The organism is Citrobacter sp. RHBSTW-01013 (genome assembly GCF_013781985.1).
In the GTDB taxonomy this organism is placed as follows: domain Bacteria; phylum Pseudomonadota; class Gammaproteobacteria; order Enterobacterales; family Enterobacteriaceae; genus Citrobacter; species Citrobacter braakii.
Window position 1 is genome coordinate 79002 of the sequence record NZ_CP056186.1, and the last position, 20177, is coordinate 99178.

General features: G+C 52.5%; 24 protein-coding genes. 5 read left to right on the plus strand and 19 right to left on the minus strand.

Annotated features, from left to right (window positions below; genetic code table 11):
* Window positions 1-34: 34 nt before the first annotated feature.
* From HV350_RS25435 to HV350_RS25470, 8 genes are all read right to left on the minus strand, one after another.
* Window positions 35-463 carry an antirestriction protein gene (locus tag HV350_RS25435; protein ID WP_071446529.1) on the minus strand — a complete coding sequence of 143 codons (429 nt, stop codon included), beginning with the start codon at window positions 461-463 and terminating at the stop codon, window positions 35-37.
* Window positions 464-880: 417 nt separating this feature from the next.
* Window positions 881-1648 (minus strand): hypothetical protein, encoded by a 768-nt coding sequence (locus HV350_RS25440; RefSeq protein ID WP_071446530.1) that lies wholly within the window; start codon window positions 1646-1648, stop codon window positions 881-883.
* Between the two features lie 67 nt (window positions 1649-1715).
* A complete protein-coding gene (locus tag HV350_RS25445; RefSeq protein ID WP_071446531.1) occupies window positions 1716-2120 on the minus strand; it encodes a DUF1380 family protein in 405 nt (134 codons plus the stop codon).
* A 55-nt stretch (window positions 2121-2175) separates the two neighbouring features.
* Entirely contained in the window at window positions 2176-2595 is a 420-nt protein-coding gene (locus tag HV350_RS25450) for a DUF1380 family protein (RefSeq protein WP_071446532.1), read from the minus strand.
* 10 nt (window positions 2596-2605) lie between these two features.
* Complete coding sequence (locus HV350_RS25455) at window positions 2606-2827, minus strand: hypothetical protein (protein WP_071446533.1); 222 nt, start codon at window positions 2825-2827, stop codon at window positions 2606-2608.
* Window positions 2827-3507, minus strand: coding sequence for a DNA methylase (locus tag HV350_RS25460; protein WP_071446534.1), 681 nt, complete (start codon window positions 3505-3507; stop codon window positions 2827-2829). The genes HV350_RS25455 and HV350_RS25460 overlap by 1 nt, the downstream gene beginning before the upstream one ends.
* Window positions 3508-3883: 376 nt before the next feature.
* A complete protein-coding gene (locus HV350_RS25465; protein ID WP_071446535.1) occupies window positions 3884-4231 on the minus strand; it encodes a hypothetical protein in 348 nt (115 codons plus the stop codon).
* 32 nt (window positions 4232-4263) lie between these two features.
* The gene (locus HV350_RS25470; RefSeq protein ID WP_071446536.1) at window positions 4264-5199 is read right to left on the minus strand and encodes a DUF1281 domain-containing protein; all 936 of its coding nucleotides are present in this window, start codon (window positions 5197-5199) and stop codon (window positions 4264-4266) included.
* A gap of 540 nt (window positions 5200-5739) precedes the next feature.
* Between HV350_RS25470 and umuD the strand changes: the two genes are divergently transcribed.
* Window positions 5740-6162, plus strand: a complete 423-nt coding sequence (umuD, locus tag HV350_RS25475) for a translesion error-prone DNA polymerase V autoproteolytic subunit (protein WP_045911947.1) — start codon at window positions 5740-5742, stop codon at window positions 6160-6162.
* Window positions 6162-7436, plus strand: coding sequence for a Y-family DNA polymerase (locus HV350_RS25480; protein WP_181521029.1), 1275 nt, complete (start codon window positions 6162-6164; stop codon window positions 7434-7436). Before umuD ends, HV350_RS25480 begins: the two co-directional genes overlap by 1 nt.
* Window positions 7437-7484: 48 nt before the next feature.
* Here the strand turns inward: HV350_RS25480 and HV350_RS25485 are convergent, their stop codons facing one another.
* From HV350_RS25485 to HV350_RS25515, 7 genes are all read right to left on the minus strand, one after another.
* Window positions 7485-8738 carry an RES family NAD+ phosphorylase gene (locus HV350_RS25485; RefSeq protein ID WP_224776425.1) on the minus strand — a complete coding sequence of 418 codons (1254 nt, stop codon included), beginning with the start codon at window positions 8736-8738 and terminating at the stop codon, window positions 7485-7487.
* A gap of 171 nt (window positions 8739-8909) precedes the next feature.
* Window positions 8910-9233, minus strand: a complete 324-nt coding sequence (locus HV350_RS25490) for a hypothetical protein (RefSeq protein WP_071446655.1) — start codon at window positions 9231-9233, stop codon at window positions 8910-8912.
* Window positions 9230-9667 carry a hypothetical protein gene (locus HV350_RS25495; RefSeq protein ID WP_071446654.1) on the minus strand — a complete coding sequence of 146 codons (438 nt, stop codon included), beginning with the start codon at window positions 9665-9667 and terminating at the stop codon, window positions 9230-9232. Before HV350_RS25495 ends, HV350_RS25490 begins: the two co-directional genes overlap by 4 nt.
* Window positions 9667-10698 carry a ParB/RepB/Spo0J family partition protein gene (locus HV350_RS25500; protein WP_181521027.1) on the minus strand — a complete coding sequence of 344 codons (1032 nt, stop codon included), beginning with the start codon at window positions 10696-10698 and terminating at the stop codon, window positions 9667-9669. The genes HV350_RS25495 and HV350_RS25500 overlap by 1 nt, the downstream gene beginning before the upstream one ends.
* Window positions 10698-11564 (minus strand): AAA family ATPase, encoded by an 867-nt coding sequence (locus HV350_RS25505; protein WP_071446652.1) that lies wholly within the window; start codon window positions 11562-11564, stop codon window positions 10698-10700. The genes HV350_RS25500 and HV350_RS25505 overlap by 1 nt, the downstream gene beginning before the upstream one ends.
* A 700-nt stretch (window positions 11565-12264) precedes the next feature.
* Complete coding sequence (locus tag HV350_RS25510; RefSeq protein ID WP_071446650.1) at window positions 12265-12657, minus strand: hypothetical protein; 393 nt, start codon at window positions 12655-12657, stop codon at window positions 12265-12267.
* Between the two features lie 136 nt (window positions 12658-12793).
* Window positions 12794-13297: a peptidase M14 gene (locus HV350_RS25515; RefSeq protein WP_071446649.1), complete on the minus strand. Its 504-nt coding sequence runs from the start codon at window positions 13295-13297 to the stop codon at window positions 12794-12796.
* 575 nt (window positions 13298-13872) lie between these two features.
* Here HV350_RS25515 and HV350_RS25520 point away from each other — a divergent pair.
* Window positions 13873-14862 carry an Rpn family recombination-promoting nuclease/putative transposase gene (locus HV350_RS25520; protein ID WP_020804955.1) on the plus strand — a complete coding sequence of 330 codons (990 nt, stop codon included), beginning with the start codon at window positions 13873-13875 and terminating at the stop codon, window positions 14860-14862.
* A 144-nt stretch (window positions 14863-15006) separates the two neighbouring features.
* Here the strand turns inward: HV350_RS25520 and HV350_RS25525 are convergent, their stop codons facing one another.
* Genes HV350_RS25525 through HV350_RS25535 form a run of 3 tightly spaced genes read right to left on the minus strand, consistent with a single transcriptional unit; the run spans window position 15007 to window position 16943 of the window.
* Window positions 15007-15783: a site-specific integrase gene (locus HV350_RS25525; protein WP_032426116.1), complete on the minus strand. Its 777-nt coding sequence runs from the start codon at window positions 15781-15783 to the stop codon at window positions 15007-15009.
* Window positions 15784-15785: 2 nt separating this feature from the next.
* Complete coding sequence (locus tag HV350_RS25530) at window positions 15786-16553, minus strand: hypothetical protein (protein ID WP_009654830.1); 768 nt, start codon at window positions 16551-16553, stop codon at window positions 15786-15788.
* 39 nt (window positions 16554-16592) lie between these two features.
* Entirely contained in the window at window positions 16593-16943 is a 351-nt protein-coding gene (locus tag HV350_RS25535) for a hypothetical protein (RefSeq protein WP_009654828.1), read from the minus strand.
* A gap of 542 nt (window positions 16944-17485) precedes the next feature.
* Here HV350_RS25535 and HV350_RS25540 point away from each other — a divergent pair.
* Window positions 17486-18067: a hypothetical protein gene (locus HV350_RS25540; RefSeq protein ID WP_009654315.1), complete on the plus strand. Its 582-nt coding sequence runs from the start codon at window positions 17486-17488 to the stop codon at window positions 18065-18067.
* Window positions 18068-18222: 155 nt separating this feature from the next.
* Window positions 18223-19224 carry an Abi family protein gene (locus HV350_RS25545; protein ID WP_009654304.1) on the plus strand — a complete coding sequence of 334 codons (1002 nt, stop codon included), beginning with the start codon at window positions 18223-18225 and terminating at the stop codon, window positions 19222-19224.
* Between the two features lie 138 nt (window positions 19225-19362).
* Here the strand turns inward: HV350_RS25545 and HV350_RS25550 are convergent, their stop codons facing one another.
* Window positions 19363-19941 (minus strand): hypothetical protein, encoded by a 579-nt coding sequence (locus HV350_RS25550; RefSeq protein ID WP_032736902.1) that lies wholly within the window; start codon window positions 19939-19941, stop codon window positions 19363-19365.
* Between the last annotated feature and the right edge of the window lie 236 nt (window positions 19942-20177).

Consider the following 20177-nt stretch of genomic DNA (forward strand, 5'->3'; position numbering starts at 1 on the left):
TACAGCGGGGCGGCATCGCCGCCCCGTCGGTTAATCAGTCGAGCGCGGCATAAATGGCGGTGCATTCAGGGTGAAACGTAATGTGATTCCAGAGCTGGGTATCACGCAGCATGTACAGGCGTGTGAGCGCGGCATTGCCGCAGTCGTGATGTGTCCAGCAACGGCGGTTAATGGCAAGCGAGGTCAGAATAATCCCGGCGGCGTCGGCGCTGACGGTACGATCAAACCAGTTTTCACCGTTGATCATGTGTACCCGATCGCAGTCGGGCATCATGTACCCGCCGCCTTCCGGCAGACGGATGAAATGCCAGGTAACGCCGCTGTATTCGGGCATCCATTTTTTCGCCAGGGCATACACCTGTAATTCAGCCAGCATAAAATCGGTGCCGAACATGTACGGCAGGAAAGACAGGCGGTCGGATTCTTCGACGTTAAGGGTGTGCTGACGTGTAGCTAACTGCATGGTAAACCTCCGTAATCACATGGTCTGCGACACCGGGCGGTGCCGTGCATCCAGACCAGTCGGGCGATCGGGCGTGGATACAAGGGCGCAAGGGAAGCCGCAGCCTGACGCGCACGGCAGACGGGAGCTGAAGGGTGAGACCGTGAAACCTGAGCGGTCGAACGACCGGAAGATAACGGCTGACGTGAAGGAAGGACCGGGTGACCGCCGCGTGCACTTTACCCTTGTATCCACGACAGCCCGACTACGATGGATGCACGGCACAGCCCGCACACGGCTCCGGACTGACAGAGCGGAAAACCACCAGGCCACGTCACACCGGGACGGGGCCGCCATAAAAGCGGAGCCGGCGACATCCTTTTCAGCTTCTGAGTCACCGGCGGATAAAAGAAGGGGTTTCCCCCTTCCCTCCCTGACTTAATCCCCGATGGGGTCTGTGTTGCGGACCTCGTTCAGCACATCCCGCAACACGCGACGGTCAAACCAGCGGCGGACCGGTTCCCCCGGGAAACGCAGAAGATCGGTCATCACTCCGGCCGCTTCGATTTCCTCCCGGGACTCATTCACCAGGGTGAGCAGGACCGGACAAAACCGCGCACCCCGGACCAGTATGCCGTCCAGCACCTGATCCAGCCGTTCCCCGTCCTCACTGTCCAGCCAGTTGTCGTGCTCGTATTCGTCCGCAACCAGTCGCCAGTCTCCGAAACGTTTTTCCATCAGCCGCGGCGCGGCAGACGGCACCAGAGCCGCCGCGATGCGCTTCGCGTCCTGACGAACAATGTCACAGATCCGGTCAATGAAATCTTTCAGGAAGGCCAGCAGGTCCCCGCATTCGGCTTTTGTCAGCCATTCCTGCGCATACGGCAGACTGATACAGGTAAAATCAGTCAGGGCTTCGGGCCGGGGATAAGACTGAGCCGGATACAGATGCAGCCGGGCGGGCGTACCTGCCAGCCGTTGCGCGCTGGCGGTCAGCAGTTTCGCCCGTCCGTCATTCAGGGCCTGGCACAACCGGGTTGTCAGCGCCAGGATCTCGTCTGCATCGAGCACGCCACTGGCGAACAGCCAGCCGGGTACGGTTTCGGGCGCGACGGGCGTCATACCAACTGAGTCGGGCCAGCCGGACCGGCGCAGCAGATTGTCACCGTGGCGCAGAATGAGGGCGTTCAGGGTATCGTTATTCATGGTTATTCTCTCTGTATACTGTACGGGAAGTGTCGCCCCGTCAGAACGGGCGGGGCGGTCGGTCACATCAGGCGGCCAGGAGCTGCCTGAGCCACGTAATATCGGCCTGGGCATCAGCCACGGACGGGTAATGCTGGCTAACAAGCGGCCAGGCCCGGGCGTCCTCTGCGTCCAGCGCCAGCCCCGCGACGTCAGTCAGGCGGGCCAGCAGATCAGCGGGAACGATGACGGTCGGGATGTCGGCCCGTAATCCGGCATACATCTCCTGGACCGTGCGAAATGAAATACCCTCTTCGGTATGGCCGGTCACGCTGCCGATTTCCTGCAAAATCGCAGCGGCCTCGCTTTCCGTCATGTTTTCCACCTGGGCCATTACGTCCTGCTTCGTCCAGACCAGCAGGGCAAAGTGATCATTGTTGCCAAACATACGTTTCAGCTTTTTATTCAGTTCCTTACGGGTGCCGTACATCATGATCTTATGTTCCTCTGAGCAGATTCAGTCCACGCCGCCGGGGCGGCGTGGGTATTCAGTTTTTCAGTAAGGCGCGCACTTTCGCCGTATCAGCCAGGCGGCGGGTCACGCTGTCCGGGACCGGGTGGTTGCCGTCGCGGGCGGTCCATTCCCTGTGCCATAACGCCTGTTCGGCGGTCGTCAGCAGGGTTTCAAGCAGGTCAGCCGGCACCATCACCGCCGGAACGGCCTGTTTCACCTGATCAATCAAATCCATGACCGCACTGGCAGACACGCCCGACTCAAGCCGCTGTTCTTCCGGTATGGCGTCCAGACGCGCCAGAACGTCCTTTATGTCCTGTTCAGACACGGCACATTCCATGCCGTCGGCCAGCGCTTCGATATCCGCCGGGGACCAGACAACCAGGTTCAGCGGGGTTTCTGCGGGATACTGCTCACTCAGCAACCGGCAGAGGGTTTCACAGGTTCCGTACATGTTTTTCTCCTTAGTCCTTAAAGCAGGTATCCAGCTCAAGCATTTCGTTGTACGCCGCCATAAACAGGGCATTGATGCGGAAGAGCGTCTGACGAGCCAGGCGTTCGGTCAGCACTTCGGAATCAAAGCGATAGCGGTGCTGCATGTCGTTCAGCGCGTCCCGCAGGTCACTCATGTTGTTGGCCAGTTCCGCCACGTCTGCGCGGAGTTTTTCGTGTCCGGCATAGTTCATTACGCGGCCTCCGGATAAAAGACGTCGTTGGCTGCCGGGCGCTGCATGGCGCGCTGCACGGATGACAGGCGCTCAATTCCGGCTTTGTGGTACTGCTCCATCAGCTCAATCCCGATATAACGGCGCCCTGCCTGGACGGCGGCCACACAGGTGGAGCCGGAACCGGCAAACGGATCGAGAACAATGGCGTTCGGGTGTGTGAAGCTCTCGATCAACGGTTGCAGACTGGTCACGGGTTTTTCGGTCGGATGGTGACGGTTGCCGCTGTATTTCCAGCCCAGAACATCCGGTAACGGGTCCGGCGGCAGCGCCGGACGGCCTTTCGCCAGGATATAGGCGCATTCATGGCGGTAGCCGACATAGGCCGATTTCGACGAGTAGGTTTTGGTGAAAACCAGATGCCCGACCACGCTGAACCCGGCGCTTTTCCATGCGGCCATGAAGCGATCGACGCGGTTCCAGCCGTAGAAGCTCACCATCAGCGCGTCTTTTTTGAGGACGCGATACATCTCATTGCAGGCTGGTTGGAGCCATTCATCGGTTTTGTCACCGGCAATACTGCGGCCGGAACGGTCACGGAACCCGACCAGATACGGGGGATCGGTGAGAATGAAATCAACGGCACGCTCCGGAAAGCCGGACATAATATCGACGCAGTTACCCAGGATAAAACGGGACATAGGGACACCTCGTGGTTACAGGGGGCACCCAGGAGGACGTCGGTACGACGTCCGTTCCCTGCTGCCCGGAGCCTGTACGCCGCGACCGGTAACGGGTCAAGCTGACCGTGGAATAACGAGCCGACAGTCCCCATCATCGGCGAGCTTATGCCGCGAAAGCAGCTTGAAGGGCGCTCCTTAAAGTGCGAGTGGATGGCGTAAAATCACAGCGACGCCGGACAGGAGCGGAAACGCCGCCCGTCCCGTGTCCGTCCGGGCGCGGCACACTGGCTCCGGGCAGTGGATATCCCCGCGCCCCGCGCGGCATGGATGCGGAGCAGCGCGACATCATTATTCCGGCCTGAAGTACCGGGCAGTCGGCCTGCCCGGTCTTCCGTCAGCGGGTAATATCCCGCCAGTCGTTCCCCCACTCATCGTGCAGTCGCGGCATATCCGTTGAGCCGGTCACTGTCCACGCATCGAGGAACTTCAGCCCGCGCAGGATACTGTTTTCCACGTCATCGAGCAGAATAATGCTGTTAAACCAGACCACGCCTTCGGGGAACTCCCAGCGATGCCGGTCATCCTCGCGTCTCAGCGATGGCCACCAGGTGCGCCCCATTTCCAGAATGCCCGCTTCAGCCTGCGCCAGGTCACTCGCGGAAACCAGGTAATACACCATCATTTCAGTGCCACCGATGTCGACGCTCAGGCCAACAAGCCAGGTATTCAGATTTAATTCCATGTTATTCCGGGCGGTTTCCCGCCCGCCTCCGGTCAGCCGCCAAAATGCGCCACGTTGTTGATAATCCACTCCGGGCCGATCACATCAGGGAAGCTGTCCTCATCGTCCGGGTCAGCCTCGCCCCATTCCAGCTCGTCAGTGATGTACACGTCCGTTTCGCCGCTGACGTACCGGGCATAACCGCAGTAATTGCAGCCCTGCTCCGCAAACCAATGCTCCACTTCACCGCCATATCGCTGACTGAGTTCAGCCACAACGACCTCGCCAACCGGACTCCAGGGGGTGTCAAAATCCACCGTCAGCGTGTTCTCTCCGGCGAAACAGATATTTGACTCATAACCGACCGGCCACTTGCAACCGTACCGGGTCAGATAGTGGTCATATGACGACGGGACACCCGTCAGCAGGCCACCGTTGAAGCCGTTCACTTCAATATCCAGGCGCGTCGGCAGGACATCACGCAAATCCACTGGCTCTGCGGCAAACAAATCATCACCAGCATCGCACAGGCTGTTCCACCATTCCTCCACCGGCGCAGGCCGGAAACTGTTTCCCCAGTCAAAAGATTTTTGCTGGTACAGCTGCCGGATGACTACCTGTTCCGGTTCACTGAGGGTAGCCCAGCGGGCATGCCCGATATGGCTGTCCAGCCAGCACTGATGCAGCGTCTGGCAGGTTTCCACATCCAGCACAGCTCCGGCCATAAACATCGCCAGCCAGTCGCTGTATGCCTGGGCTGAAGCCCGGTTGTCTGCGGCCATCCCGTGAGCAACCAGTTGCGGGTATGGCGTGTAACACAGTTCTGTCAGGGGGCGCAGTATCCCCGCACAGCCTGCCAGGAAAAGCTGAATACCGTCTTTTCTGGCGCGGCGATGCAGGGACAGCCCGCCTCCGGCAATCCACGTTTTGAGGGCATCACTGTTTTGAATACCACTGAACATCAGTCGGTTGGCACACCAGTTCGGCATGGGAAGCTCCTTACACAGTCAGGGTGGGCAGGAGGCATCACCGCGATACCGTTCCCTGCCGCACGCTGCCTGTTCGTCGCGTCCGGTAACGGGTCAACGCCGACCGTGGAATAACGAGCCGACAATTCTCATCGTCGGCGAGCTTATGCCGCGAAAGCGGCTTGAAGGGCGCGCCTTAAACTGGCGAGGGTATGGCGTAAAATCACAACGACGCCGGGCCTGAGCGATAAAGACGCCCGTCCCGTGACAGGCCGGACGCGGCACACTGGCAGCGGGTGGCAGTCAGCAACAGGCGGGCAGGAATGGCCGTGGTGATCAGAGGATTTGTGGGAAGGGAAAACACCAGAGAGGGAGCAGATGACATACCAACAGTTCTGCGCCGGTCCTCCACAGGGTTATTAACCGATTCTGTGGATAACCTGACATCTGTTTTTCCAGGCAGAACAGTTACCTGACGGGAAACAGCAAAATTTCACTTGCAGGACAGGAAATATCTTAAATAATACTGTATATGCAAACAGGTGTTTTAAGAGGTATGCCATGTTACTTTTTGTCGCCCCCGAACAGGAGCCGGTGCAGTCCACTGCCCCGCTGTTCACCGAACGTTGCCCGGCGGGTTTTCCGTCGCCGGCCGCCGATTACACCGAAGAAGAGCTGGACCTGAACACTTACTGTATCCGGCGTCCGGCTGCAACGTTCTTCGTCAGGGCTATCGGGGATTCGATGCGGGATATGGGTCTGCATTCCGGCGATTTAATGGTGGTCGACAAAGCAGAGAAACCCATGCAGGGGGATATCGTTATCGCGGAAACAAACGGCGAATTCACGGTTAAACGCCTGCAGCTGAAGCCCCGCATTGCCCTGCTGCCGATGAACCCGGCCTACCCCACGCTCTATCCGGAAGAACTGCAGATTTTTGGGGTGGTGACGGCTTTTATACACAAAACCCGGAGCACAGACTGATGTTTGCGCTCGCGGACGTGAATTCGTTCTATGCCAGCTGCGAAAAGGTCTTTCGCCCTGATCTGCGGAATAAACCCGTTGTCGTTCTCTCAAATAATGATGGCTGCGTCATTGCGAGAAGCCCTGAAGCGAAGCGGCTGGGCATAAAAATGGGGGTACCGTGGTTTCAGCTGAAGTTGGTGAAATTTCCGGAGCCGGTCATCGCGTTCTCCAGTAATTACGCGTTGTATGCGAGTCTCAGCAACAGAGTGATGATCCATTTAGAGGAAATGGCGCCACGGGTGGAGCAGTATTCCATTGATGAGATGTTTCTGGACATTCGCGGCATAGACCGCTGCATTAATTTTGAGGACTTCGGCCGGCAGCTGCGTGAGCACGTCCGGAACGGAACCGGCCTGACTATCGGCGTGGGTATGGGGCCAACTAAAACGCTGGCGAAGTCAGCTCAATGGGCCTCCAAAGAATGGTCGCAGTTTGGTGGCGTTCTGGCGTTAACGCCGGGAAATCCCCGCCGCACGGAAAAACTGCTCTCACTGCAGCCGGTGGAGGAAATCTGGGGGGTTGGCCGGAGAATTTCGAAAAAGCTGAACACAATGGGAGTCACCACGGCACTGCAGCTGGCGCGCGCGAACCCTGTATTTATCAGGAAGAATTTCAGCGTTGTGCTGGAGAGAACCGTCCGGGAACTCAACGGAGAAAGCTGTATTTCGCTGGAAGAAGCGCCTCCGCCGAAACAGCAGATTGTCTGCAGCCGATCCTTTGGGGAGCGTGTTACGACGTATGAAGCCATGCGCCAGGCAGTTTGTCAGTACGCTGAGCGTGCAGCTGAAAAGCTGCGCGGCGAGCGTCAGTTCTGCAGGCATATTGCCGTGTTTGTGAAAACATCGCCATTCGCCGTAAATGAGCCCTACTACGGTAATCTGGCCAGTGAAAAACTGCTCATCCCCACGCAGGATACACGGGACATCATTGCCGCTGCCGTCAGAGCTCTGGACAGGATCTGGGTGGATGGTCACCGTTACGCAAAGGCAGGCTGTATGCTGAACGATTTCATGCCAACTGGGGTATCGCAGCTGAATTTGTTTGATGAAGTACAGCCGTGGGAACGGAGCGACCAGTTGATGCAAGTTCTGGATAGTATTAACCATTCCGGTCTGGGGAAAGTGTGGTTTGCGGGACGGGGCATTGCTCCTGAGTGGCAAATGAAACGAGAAATGCTTTCCCCTGCGTACACAACGCGCTGGAATGATCTCCCGGTGGCAATGATAAGATGATCTGCCACCGAAAGATTTCGCATGCGAAATCTAGGTTGTATCAACCCGTCAGAAATCGTCATCTGAATAGCCAGATTTCGCATGCGAAATCTCTGCTTCAGCGGCAGACAAACTTATCTCTTTATGGCCTACCGGGGTTACTAACGATGTATACTTAACGCCCCTGATTTCATGGATCTCAATACTGCCCAACTTCAGTTCAAGTACGTCTTGCTGAGGTTTGTTTCGGGAGAGAACGGTAAACTCTCGTCTGAAATCACGATTGGTCGTTGTCATCTGAGGGTCAAACTCAGCGTAGTCATCGTCTTCTCTATACATTGAAACTTGCGCTTCCAGTCGTCTGAGTTTGGCGTTTTTAACTGCCGATGACTTATGAAACAAGATCACATTACACGCGTTTTCCTCCCCTTGGCCAGAAGGCATTTGAGCAGACGAAAACTTGATTCCATCCAGTGAATATTTGTCCGTGATAGACAGATAATCAGCAATAGCTTGCGTAAGCAGATAGTTCGATTCAGCGAGCTCAGGCACAACCGGCATAACTAGTTTGCGTGATAGTGTTGCTATGAAACGGCTACGCTCATATCTGACCAGATATTCAGGATCAAAACGGCTTACACCGTTTACAGCCACTCTGCCGAGTACCGTCAAATCGAGGAGACGTACAGGACGCAGTACCCGAAATTCAGAAACTACTACGAAACTACCGACCGGAGGACGGACTTCCGAAACGGCATTAGTTTTGGATGTTGCTCCATAAAATACAGATATTCCTTTCGCGTTCATCCGACCATAAGGTGCTAAATCGGAAGGAGGGGGGCCAAGCCTTGATTCTGGCATGTGCAACGCAGACTTAATGTCATCCTCGGACTTAAAAATCCGTCCACGATAAAGAGGCGTATCTGGAGTGAAATCGGTAAAGGCTGAAGGGTGATTATCAAAGAGATAACCGAACACTTCATCAAACGTTTCAAGGGCATCATGATTGAAAAAACGATTACTTTCACGAAGCTTCTTTTCCATTAAAGCCCATTTGTTGGAAAGCTTAGAAGAAATTGATATTGCTGAGATGAAGAGTGGATCTTCACCATATTTATGTTCTTCAGTTCCCCGTTCGAACCAGCAATCCAACAGTATTTTTGAAAGGTCTTTAATCACATCGATGTTGGATGAAACCTCTTGTTCAAGAATCTCGATAAGAGGAGAACCTTCCTGAACACCATACTCATGGTCTACTTCGCCAGGAGAATAATATTTTTCTATCAGCCAGTCAGTTTTATTTCCCAATGCATGCATAGACATGGTTCGGTCTTCATTACCACAGTAGTCGCATGGTCTGTAAGAATCCGGGTCATTAATGATCATGTGAAAGAGAACCGGGTCATTCTTCAAACAGTGACTGCAAACTCTCTTGTAATTCTCGTCAAGCATCGTGATGCTCCTGTAAAAATTTCGCATGCGAAATCTCAATATCTAATTTCGCCGATAGAGTTCTTTAACGCTTGCAGATAGCTGGTAGTGCTGTTTTGCCCACCGCCCGTAGTTATTAACGGACTCATACTGACGCTCGGCAGCACCATCACGGTAATACTGTATATGGATAATCCCATGTAGCTGCAGATAGCTGGCTACCGTTGTTACATTATTGCGAATGAAGCGCGTGTGGCTCTGGAACACATCAAGATCAACTCCGTCCTGTCCTTCATCAAGCGCATCAAGAATAAAAGCGATTAATGCAGAAGCGATAGAACGTCTGCCAGAGCCTGCGATACAAGCATCAAGCTCTTGAAAGGTCATGTGGATTTCCTGTTGTAACGGTAGCTGGCATCCTCTTCAATTGCCGCCACGAACCATCCGGTAGCCGTTTGCCTGTCTATGCTATCAGGCAAGGAAGCGACTAACTGCTCAAGTGGAAGTGTACGATTAGCTCTGAATATCAGCGCCGACATACCACACCAGTCCTGGTTACTTTCTGGCTTCCAGCCGATGCTGAGCATCAATGTTAACGCTGTCTGAGCTGCCCACAACGGAGTTTCAGCCGGGTTAGAGGACCATGAAAGTAACGCCGCGCCGGGTACGGGCCTGCTTCTTGTAACATATCCCAGATTGATAGCCGCTTCTGTTAATGCGGCAGCTGCTTCGGATTGAGTTCCGGGATATCGAAGCGCCCAGAGGCGGACAATTTGGCCACGGAATGCCATGGCCATTTCGGTGAACGGGGTTGATTTCATCACTGAGAGCGCATCCCTTTGACGCGTAGTTCAGAAGCCTCAACTGAAATCTCACCAATTTCCATTTTCACCCACACATACCCAGCTTTATCTGGCGCACGGTCAGTCATTATTACCCCTTGCTGACCGTCTATCTCGACAACAACCTGCCATGTTTTTACATCTGAATTACAGTCTAAAAGCTTGGTTGATTTTTTGTTCTGAGACTTAGATTTCGCATGCGAAATCTCACCTTTGCTTTTGTTCTTAACTGCATCAAGAACAGCTTTAACCTGCGAACGTGAAATACCAGACTCTCGCGCAGCTGCGACAAGCTTCGCGGCCTCTTCGGGAGACTTTTCATTTACCTGTATCAGTGTGTATGCCAGATCGACATCGGATGTGATTTTATCCCGGAGAAGGGCGGTAACATTTTCTGGTGCATCAATGAGACGAAGGTGTTTACTGACAAATGAGGTAGGCTTACCCATTGTTTTTGCGATCTGCTCACCCGTCATATTGAACTCATGCTTGAGCTCATAGAACGATTTTGCAGTCGCTAATGGTTTCAAACCAGACTGCTGCAGATTTTCAATGAGCTGACCGATGATGCGTTCTTTTCTTTCCCGTGGTGGTTTACCGACATAAATATCAATGTGGGTATCACCACGCTTGCGGGCAGTGCGAACACGCGTTTCGCCTAACCATATCTGGTAGCCACGTCTGTCACGAGGATAACAACGAGGCGGGGTAAGCATCCCTATCGTTTCGAAGGTATCAGCCATACCATCGATAATATCTTCCTCGAAGTCTTCTTCAGGTCGCACTTGTTCTTCAGCATAAACCAGATTTATATCGACACGGATTATCTGTCCATCAGGTTCGATATCCGGTCGGGCAATATCCGCCATAATCTGGTGCGCAGCTATATCATGGTTCTGCTCATCTGGTTGTTTATTTGCAATGACCTGTTCAATATCAGAAACAACAGATGCATTTTTTTTCATTTCCTGCTGCGCCTGGAGTCGTCTCATAAACGGTTTCTTGGCCATTACTTACCTCCTGCGAGCAGAATAATTTTCTTAGTAAGTTCTTTATACTGAATTGCAGGAAGACATTTGGGGTCATATTCATCAAATGAGAGACCAAGTTCGATCGCTTCCTTTGCAGCAGCAGGTACAAATGATATATAGGCGAGAATGTATTCTTCAGAGTAGCCTTTTCCCTGAAGGATCTCGATGAGGAGATTCAGGTTCAGTGTATCAATAGGCCCCAGATATCCTTCTTTAAGTGGCTTTTTATAATTTTTGACCTGCGTCTGCGTCACATAAGTCCCCATGAACTGCAGCGAAGGATTGTAGTTCCGCTTAATTTTCTGCATATAAGTAAGCTGTTTACCAACTGCATTACGGGCCTGCTTCTCCAGCAGGGTAGGGATCAGAAGGTAATCAGCTGACATATGCGCTGCGATCATGACATTTGAATAAGATGGCGCTGAATCAGCAATAATAAAATCAAACTGTTTCTTCAGTTCTTCAATACGGTCCCTGAAGTCGAACATGCAGTCGCTGTTTCGGTAGTTAATTTCATTAAGTTCACTGGTAGCACCGATAAAAAAGCGCCCGCCAGGAAGCTCAATCGGTCGAATCTCTGTTTCAGAAAAGAAAAGCTGATATGTATTCGCTTCACCGGGTGTAAAACTGTTACTTAAAGGTTCGCGTTCTATCTCATAAGGTAAGCCGTCAGGGAATGCCCTCTCCGTCAGACCAGTTGTCCAGTCCATATCAATTTCAAGCACACGGAAACCAGCTTCACGAAGGTCATGTGCGATTTCACTGGATGACTGCGATTTAACGATTCCGCCCTTCTGACTACATACAACGATCAGTTTTCCGATAGGTCCAATTTTCAGTGTCATGTAACAATCCTTAAGATTTCGCATGCGAAATGTTTGAGAAGGGGCGGCACGGCTTGAAAGAGTATTTCAATAATGAAATGAATTCATTGCGGGATTTCATACACACTCCTGTGAGTCAGGCGTTTCGCCAGGTGCAGAAGCAGCTATCTGCCACTGCGTTTGTTGTCGCGCTTTCATGACAACACAAACAGTATACAGAGAAAATATAAGATATCAATAATGATACGCAATAGATTTCGCATGCGAAATCACATTTTATGTCCGTTAGTAAAAGCCGAACCAGCGGCTTTTTTACGTCACTGGTTTAATACCCTCGCCATCTGGACACTCCGATAATTCTGTCCAGTTCTGCTGGCAGCGCAGGATCTGGCCTGATAGTCTTGGGTAATAACTACAGGAGGTAGAGATGACATTTTTCCTTATTATTGCGTTTGCTCTGATAGTCGTCGGTAGGCTTCTGCTGCGAAAGAGCCTAAATAAACTCCACAATGAGTATTACCGCCGCGCTGACGAGCGGGGATGCGCGGAACGTTATGAATCGTTCGTTCGCCTTTACAATTCCAGAGATCCCCGCATTTTAGAAATTGCTTATCTGGAAGCCATTTCCTGCACTAAGGCCGCTTGAGCGGCCTTTTTTATATCCCTCGTTTAATTCTCCGCTCGGTTAGACATTCAGGTATTTCTGTCCACGTCAGTTAGCTCAGGTCCATAACGAAAGAATCCAGCCAGCTATCACATCGTTTGAAATTGATGCGAAAACTCCACACGCGCCTCCAAGCCACCATTTATGCTTTCCCACAAAACGCTTTAGCTTTTCCCCTCTGGTAAGTGATGCCTCATGCAATTCGATAAGCGTTATCCATTCCTGTATCTTCTGTTTATAATAATTCCAGCTATTCTTATCTACCTGTTCCTGAGATAGCGGTTTTATTCTTCTGGAGATCCAGCCGCAGAATTCGGGAGGCATAATTTCCGATAACTCTTTTACACCAAAATCAAACCGGTGCTGGTTAAGAAGAGATATAATTTCTCTCTGTTCAGCGGTGTTAAGCCCAGCGCGGTCGCGGACTTCAATTAGTTGGTCCAGTGTCATAAGCAAGCCCTCTTATGGTTGAAGACCCCTATTTTATCACCTCCGGAACATGGCCGTAGAAGTCGCCCTGTTATGTCCATTTATAATAAATTTGCGTTCGCCTGGACGTTCAGTTGTTTCAGTTCACTTACTTACCTTACCTCCGCCAGAACGCCCACCATGCATGTTGTTTGCCCTGAAGTGCAGCTTTATCCTGAAGTAATTCAGCACTAACTACCCCCTGAAGCATAGAAACGGAGTCTCTCGCGGCATTACGGTAGGAATCAATAAGATCACTGGGCTTTCTGAGCAAAATAAATTGCGATACTTTTGCCTGAGTATCAAACGCATAAACTCGTAATTCAGACGAAGAAGTGAGACTCACAATATTATGCAACCGCATATAATCGGTGTAGTCCTCGCCACCTGGATCACATGATTCATAAAGATATTTCTGCATTAGCAATTGCGATGAAGAAAGGAAATCTATATAGCGGTCAGTTTTTTTATCTATATCACGCAGTCGCTGAGCTACTGCTTCTTTCCTAATTTCATGGAGGTGTGTTAATTTCAGTGTAATCCAGCCGCCAACAATGGTGATTAACGCGCCCAGACCGATTTTAACGGCACTGTCAGCCACATCCACCCACTCAAGCGCCATCTGCTATCCCTTCTATTTCTGTGATGATCATGACTGTCAGTATAAATCCCCGGCGGATTGGACATACAGCGCTTTCTGTCCAGTTCAATCCATGCCTCGCTCTATCACCTTCAATCATGCACCAAGAATGTACAAAAAATGTTTTCTAACTTGGACATTTCGGCACTATCGGAAAAAGTGTCCAGAAAATATTTCTGGTGATCGTATTTAATTTTGTTGACCCGCTGCGCAAACCGTGAGTCTGTTCAGAACTTGCTTCTGAACAGGGGAGGGGTTGGACAAGCCCGCCGGGCGCGTCAGCAAGTCACATTGGGGTATACGTCAACGATACCGGGAGCTTCCTCCGCCTCCGGACTGATGTGACCAGATATGTGAGGCCATAAACGGCAAGACCACTTAAATATCTTCAGAGACGTCTGTAACTGTAGAGTGAATGGTATGCCAGGGAAGAGGAGAGGGGGACAGAACCACCCCGGCACTGCCCCCCTCGGAAGAAACAGAAAGTCCCCTCCACGCGAATGTTAGCATTTTTTGCCTGTGATATTATGACAACGTTATTTTCAGAGCATGGACCGATGAAAAAGAAAACCACCACGCCCACACCCCACGATGCGACATTCAGGCAGTTCCTGACGCAGCCGGAAATAGCCCGGGATTTTATGGAGCTGCACCTCCCGGCAGAACTGCGTGCCATCTGTGACCTCACGACGCTGAAGCTGGAATCCGGCTCGTTTGTTGAGGATGACCTCCGCCAGTATTTCAGCGACGTTCTCTATAGCCTGAAAACCGCCGGCGGCGACGGCTACGTTCACGTGCTTATTGAGCACCAGTCGTCGCCGGACAGGCACATGGCGTTTCGCCTTATACGTTACGCAGTAGCCGCCATGCAGCGCCATCTGGAAGCGGGCCATAAGAAGTTGCCCCTGGTGATACCGGTCCTTTTCTATACAGGTAAACGCAGCCCCTATCCGTACTCCACCCGCTGGCTGGATGAGTTTGACGACCCCGTGCTGGCAGGCAACCTCTACAGCAACGCTTTCCCGCTGGTTGATGTGACCGTTATTCCGGATGATGACATCGCCGGCCACCGCAGTATGGCCGCCCTGACTTTACTGCAGAAACATATTCATCAGCGCGACCTCGCTGAACTGGTTGACCGTCTGGCGCCCATTTTGCTGGCCGGATACCTGTCTTCATCCCAGGTCATATCACTGGTACACTATATCGTGCAGGCAGGCGAAACAGCCGACGCCGAAGCCTTTGTACGCGAACTGGCACTGCGTGTGCCGCAACACGGGGACGCACTTATGACCATCGCACAGCAGCTTGAGCAGAAAGGTATTGAGAAGGGTATCCAGCAGGGAATCGAGCAGGGGCTCGAGCAGGGCATCCAACTAGGTGAACAACGTGGTATTGAAAAAGGCCGCAATGAAGGAAAACTGGAAGGCAAACTGGAAGGCAAGCTGGAAGTTGCCCGTACCATGCTCAGGAGCGGCATTGACCGCAGTACCGTGATGAAAATGACCGGTCTGACTGAAGACGACCTGGCGCAGATCCGCCACTGATTCTTCCCTCCTGAGAACGCGTTTACTGCCCGGATGAGGCAAAATACCTACCCGGCATTTCATTCTGAACCCCTTGTCTGTTCAGAACTCGCTTCTGGACAGACAAGGGGTTGGACAAGCCTGCTGCGCGTCAGCCTGTAGCCGTTAAATTCGTTCTTTCAGCATCGCCACCGCCTCGGCCCCCGGCATCTGGAACTGAACCCGGTGACGTGCCGCCACATCGAGCGCAAACACCTTCGTGTAGACCTCCGTTGAGCTCACTGACTTGTGGCCCATCAGGCTCTGCAGGACCTTCAGCGGAATGCCGGCATACAGCATGTGCATGGCGTAACTGTGCCGGAACGTGTGCGGTGTCACCGGTATCGAGAATGTGACGCCATCAGCAGCAGCTGCATCAACGGCTTCATTCAGCCAGGTGCGTACGGTACGGTCGGTAATCTCCCAGATGCGGGCCTTCTCGGTTCGGCCGGTCCGCTTGTTGCGACGCTCGAGAGGAATTTTCAGCGTGGCCACCATCATCTGCAGCTGGCTGACGTACTGGTGATCGGATAGCGGAACCAGACGATGGGCCTGATTGCCGGCGGGCGCTCTCCCGGCCGTTCTCGCCGCTTTTTCCGCACGCTGTTTGAGCGTGGCCAGCTGCACAAACGGATACGGCGGTGCCAGTGAAAAATCCCCCCGCGTCAGCGCCAGCGCTTCGTTAATGCGCGCGCCGGTGTTCCAGAGCGTCGCCAGCAGCATCTTGCGATGCAGATCGGGCACATAGTGGAGCAGGGCGCTGATTTCCGGCGCCAGCAGGTATTTCGGCAGTTCGTCCTGAACAAGGGCCATCTGGCGCAGGGCGAGGGCCGCGGGATAATCGATGGCCACTGGCAGCTGTAAGGAATGTCCCTGGTGAGAAACAGCCGGAAGGGATGACATTATCATGATGGTGTTCCTGCAGGGGCTGAATCATTATTACCGGACTGTTTCCGGATATGAAACGCTGCTATCGCGCGCTGATTAAGGATAGTTATCTTGGCCCGACGTTTACGCTCCTGCCGCCAGATCGACCAGAGAGCAGGCTGTGCCGACCAGGGCGTTGCATCGAGGCGGGTTGCAGGGAGTTGTGCGAGGTTTCTCAGCCGCCGGGAAAGAATAATTGTTTTCAGTCCAAGCCAGGCATACTGATAGCGACGCTCATAAAACGTATCAGAATAGTCAGGTGGATCATCATGTTCAGCTGCTGAACTGACAGCCCTGTCAGCACCGTTCTGCAATACGGGCAACTCGCGGATACGGTACATAAGATGGCGGGGCAGGACTCGCCAGTCACCTGAGATAGCACTAAGACTGAGGTCTTCCGGTACCACTGAAAACCGGGTAATACCGTCACGATCTTCATAACCGGCATCCGTGGCAACTCTTGCACAGTGCTCAGCGAAACGTTCAAGGTGGAAGACCAGCTCCGTGGTGATGTAAAGAAGTTCTTTCTGCTGTTTATCCTCAGACAGTTGCTGCTCATGGCGCAGTCGCTCCGCTGCCGCAGTCGCTTCTCGTTCCCGGGCGTAACGGTGATTCACCCTGCTCACCAGTAAAGCCACGCCGCCAGCCAGTACACCACCGGCTAGGGTTGATATCACCGGCATCCATGCAGAAAACCCCTGCACAACTGCTTTAACTTGTTCTGAATCTGTCATGACATCTGACATGATTGTTCCTTAATGTGAAATCACACCTTCTGTCTGTATTCAGCGGCCGGCAGCCAGCTCTTCAGCAAGCTTCACAAACCCTTTGTGCTCAGTCTGCAGGTAATGACTGTAAATCCGGGCATCACGTTCTGTCAGCCCGGATGAATTACCGGTGAAGTAGCGCTTCAGCACCGTAATACAGTGGCTGTAGGTATCGAGATCATATTCCCAGTCGCCCAGTTCGCCGGCCGCATCCAGTTCCTTGCGGAACAGTTCATACTTGCGGACCAGAATGTCGAGGCCGAGATTTGTAGCAGCATAAGTATTACTTTCACCAGGTGAAGAAATCGCGTTACGGATTTTTTCAAAAGCATAACTGAAATCATTTCTCTCATTGAATGCAGTAAACATGTCCTTTCCTCAGTTGAATAGTTAGCCGTGCAATTTTACCACACCTCAATCATCGTCAGATGAGTGCCACTCTGTTGAGAAAGTGACTTTCACAACAGTTAATTTCAAACACTGAAATAATAAGCAGCCATATAACCACGCCGTTAAATTACCGGATGCCCATTCCGACCTGATCCGACTTTTCTGTTATTCCGCAGTTTCCGGAAGTGTACCACGCACACGAAATAACCACACCGCCCTTTAATGGGGGTGATCGGGCGGTCACGGGGCAGGGGAGGGACACAACATATAGCGTCATCGTCAGCGGATGACACCGCTACATCTTGTGTTGCCGGGCTGCCGGGTGCCGGAGCGGTTGCGGCAGATCCGGAACTGCCTTTTTTCGGATCTGTGCAAAATGAAGAGAGTGACGCTGGAATCATAACCTATCTTATGCATCAAATTTAGCCTTAAAAATGCAGATATAAAATATTGCATCACAATTTTACATATGAGATGCTGACACCAGATCGCAGTCAGAAGTTGTTAACAGGATGCCAGTAATGAAAGATGCTAAATCAAAAGACCTCTCTGAGTTATTTAACACCATTACGGTGCGTAATGTGCCAGCTGATGTTGATGAAGCTATCACGAGGCAGGCTAAAGCCGCCGGCAAATCAAAGAGTGATTTTGTGCAGGAGTTTCTGACGGCAACATTTGGCGATCTGATCGGCAATTTCATCCGCACCAGTGAACTGGTTGCCCTGATGGACCAGGAAATGGCGAGGATGGCCGGAACAGTACTGAGCGAGCATGTTTATGATCTGGAGATGACTCAGGCCGGCCACCGGGAGTTCTGCCGTATTCTCGGGATAAAAAACAACGATGATTTGCAGCGCATTATGCTCGCGGGGATGCCATACCTTCAGATCCGCGCCGGACAGCTGAGAGGGATTGACAGCCTGGCAAGGGGGAACTCCCTGTATGCCGCACTGCTGGTCAACGGGGCGTCCCGGGATGAAGAGACGGTACAGGCGCTTCACCGGTCACTTTTTAATATGTTCCCGGAAACTGTTTTTCAGGAAATGATTAATGAACTGCGAAAGGCAATGCGCATGGACGCTTTTGAATGGTCGCTTATCTGAGACAGATATAAACGAGAAAAGCCACCCCGAGGGATGGCTTTTCCGGTACTAACTTTAACGCACGGGTCCGAAGAAATCCGCGCCTTGATGGGATAAATCTACCAGTTACTGGTACGCCCGTCAACCTGACCCTCAGTTTAGCCCGGGAGGGCTGTATGCAGCTGGAAGACTATATCTCGGCCGGGCGGCTGAACATTTACACTGACGTGCTGAAGCTGAAACCTGGTGAAGAACTGGGCGGGTATAACTGGAACAAAGCCGTTTCCGCCGCCATGCAGCCGCTGATGCACTGCCTTGAGGTGACGCTGCGTAACGCCATCGATTACAGTATTCGCCATGCCCGGCTGCCCGGCGCTGCCGGACACTGGCGAACCGATACCAACTGGATCTTTGATTTACCCCGCTATATCGGTGACAAGACCTGGATACGCCAGAACAAGCGCTACAAAACCGATGCCCGTGGCCAGAAGCTCATGCATCACGGGAAACCGGTTTATGACCGGACAGCCTGGGAAGAAGACTGTATCCGTAAGGTGTCAAAACGTATCCGTGCTGCGGGCAAGGCGCCGACGGCAGAGCGGGTGATCTCCGGTCTGGACTTTGGTTTCTGGACCAATTTTCTCACGAAAAACTACGATGAACCGCGGAACCGCTCGCTCCTGTGGCCCCAGTTGCTTCCGTCGGTGTTCCCCGGCGCCCCGGCCGGCACCCCCCGTCACGTGCTGGAAAAGAAATTTACCCGTATCCGTGACTTGCGTAACCGCCTGGCGCACCATGAAGCAGTCTGGAAATTCCAGGAGGAAGATCCGGTTACCGGTGCGCCGGATTACAACCGCCCGGTATATGGTCTTCAGGCGTCCCTGCAGCTGTTGCGTCGGGCATGGAAAGATATGCTGGAGGCTCTCAGCTGGCTCAGTCCTGCAAGGCATGCTGCGTTTCTGGCAGAAGGTCATCATCTGCGTTTCGAGGCACTGGCCACGCACGATGGTTTGCTGAGTTTCACCGGACGGGCACAGCTGATGCACGACCTGAACGTGCGGCGCAGTAAAGAGATCAGAAAATTATTGCGGGGGCTCGGACAGCAAAAAATCATCCGCCTGACCAGCCGTACCCGGATCATTGCTATTATTGGTCCCGATTTTATCCGTACCCTCTGACCTTTCCCCTCCCTTGTGGCAGGGGATTTTTCATAAAACACTGAAAGCTGAACGGCTTCCGTTGCCATTTTCAGCAGGACATGAGGCACGTCCCACTTGCTTTCCGCATAGCCAGACATGCCATGCTGACGCAAAGCGTTAGTCGCTCATCCACTGAACCGTAAGTTGCTTATTAATGGCAGATACATCATCCGGCATAGCCAGAAAGTAAAAATGAGGTGTTCCAGACCGCTTCAGTACCTCATAACGATGGGTCCCGTCCCCGAAATGAAATCCACCATCTTCGTGCACAGATAACAGGACCGGTGAAACAGGCCATCCTTTTGCGATATGCAGTATGGCCTTTCCGAGTTTCGGGTTGGTAATTTCCACCCAGAGGCTGGAATCTGTCAGTCGAAAGAAGGAATTAATAAGCGGGTCAAAATCAGCAAAAGAGGCTTTCCCCAGCACCAGAGAACTGAGATCAATTTGTTCACAGTCAGCAGGCTGCAATACCCGTGGACCAGGAAGGTAAATCGAACGTCTGCGCCCCGGAACAGACAGATCCCAGTTAATGTCTGTCTGTCCTGCCGTTGGCCATCTGTCCGGAGACAACCCCTCCAGGGCATCAATCTCATCATCTGAAATCCGGAACAATTCTTCCTGGTGATCGCCTTTAAACATTAAACTCAACGCTTCGGCCCACATATCGCGAGCTTCATTGTTCTGGTCTGTCATTGCCATGTTCTCCTGTACTAAGAAGGCCACATTGTGCGCCTTTTCACGCTCTGGAGCCTAATACAGGCATGTGATAATCCTTGCTTCCTACTTAGCCAGAAACCGGATTTGCGCGGCGGGAAACGCGCAAAGGATATGATAATCAAACCAAACACATAAAATCATACTGAATGTGATATTTAGCATTAAACACACAATAATATCTGATATGATATTTGAATTATTAGTAAGAAATC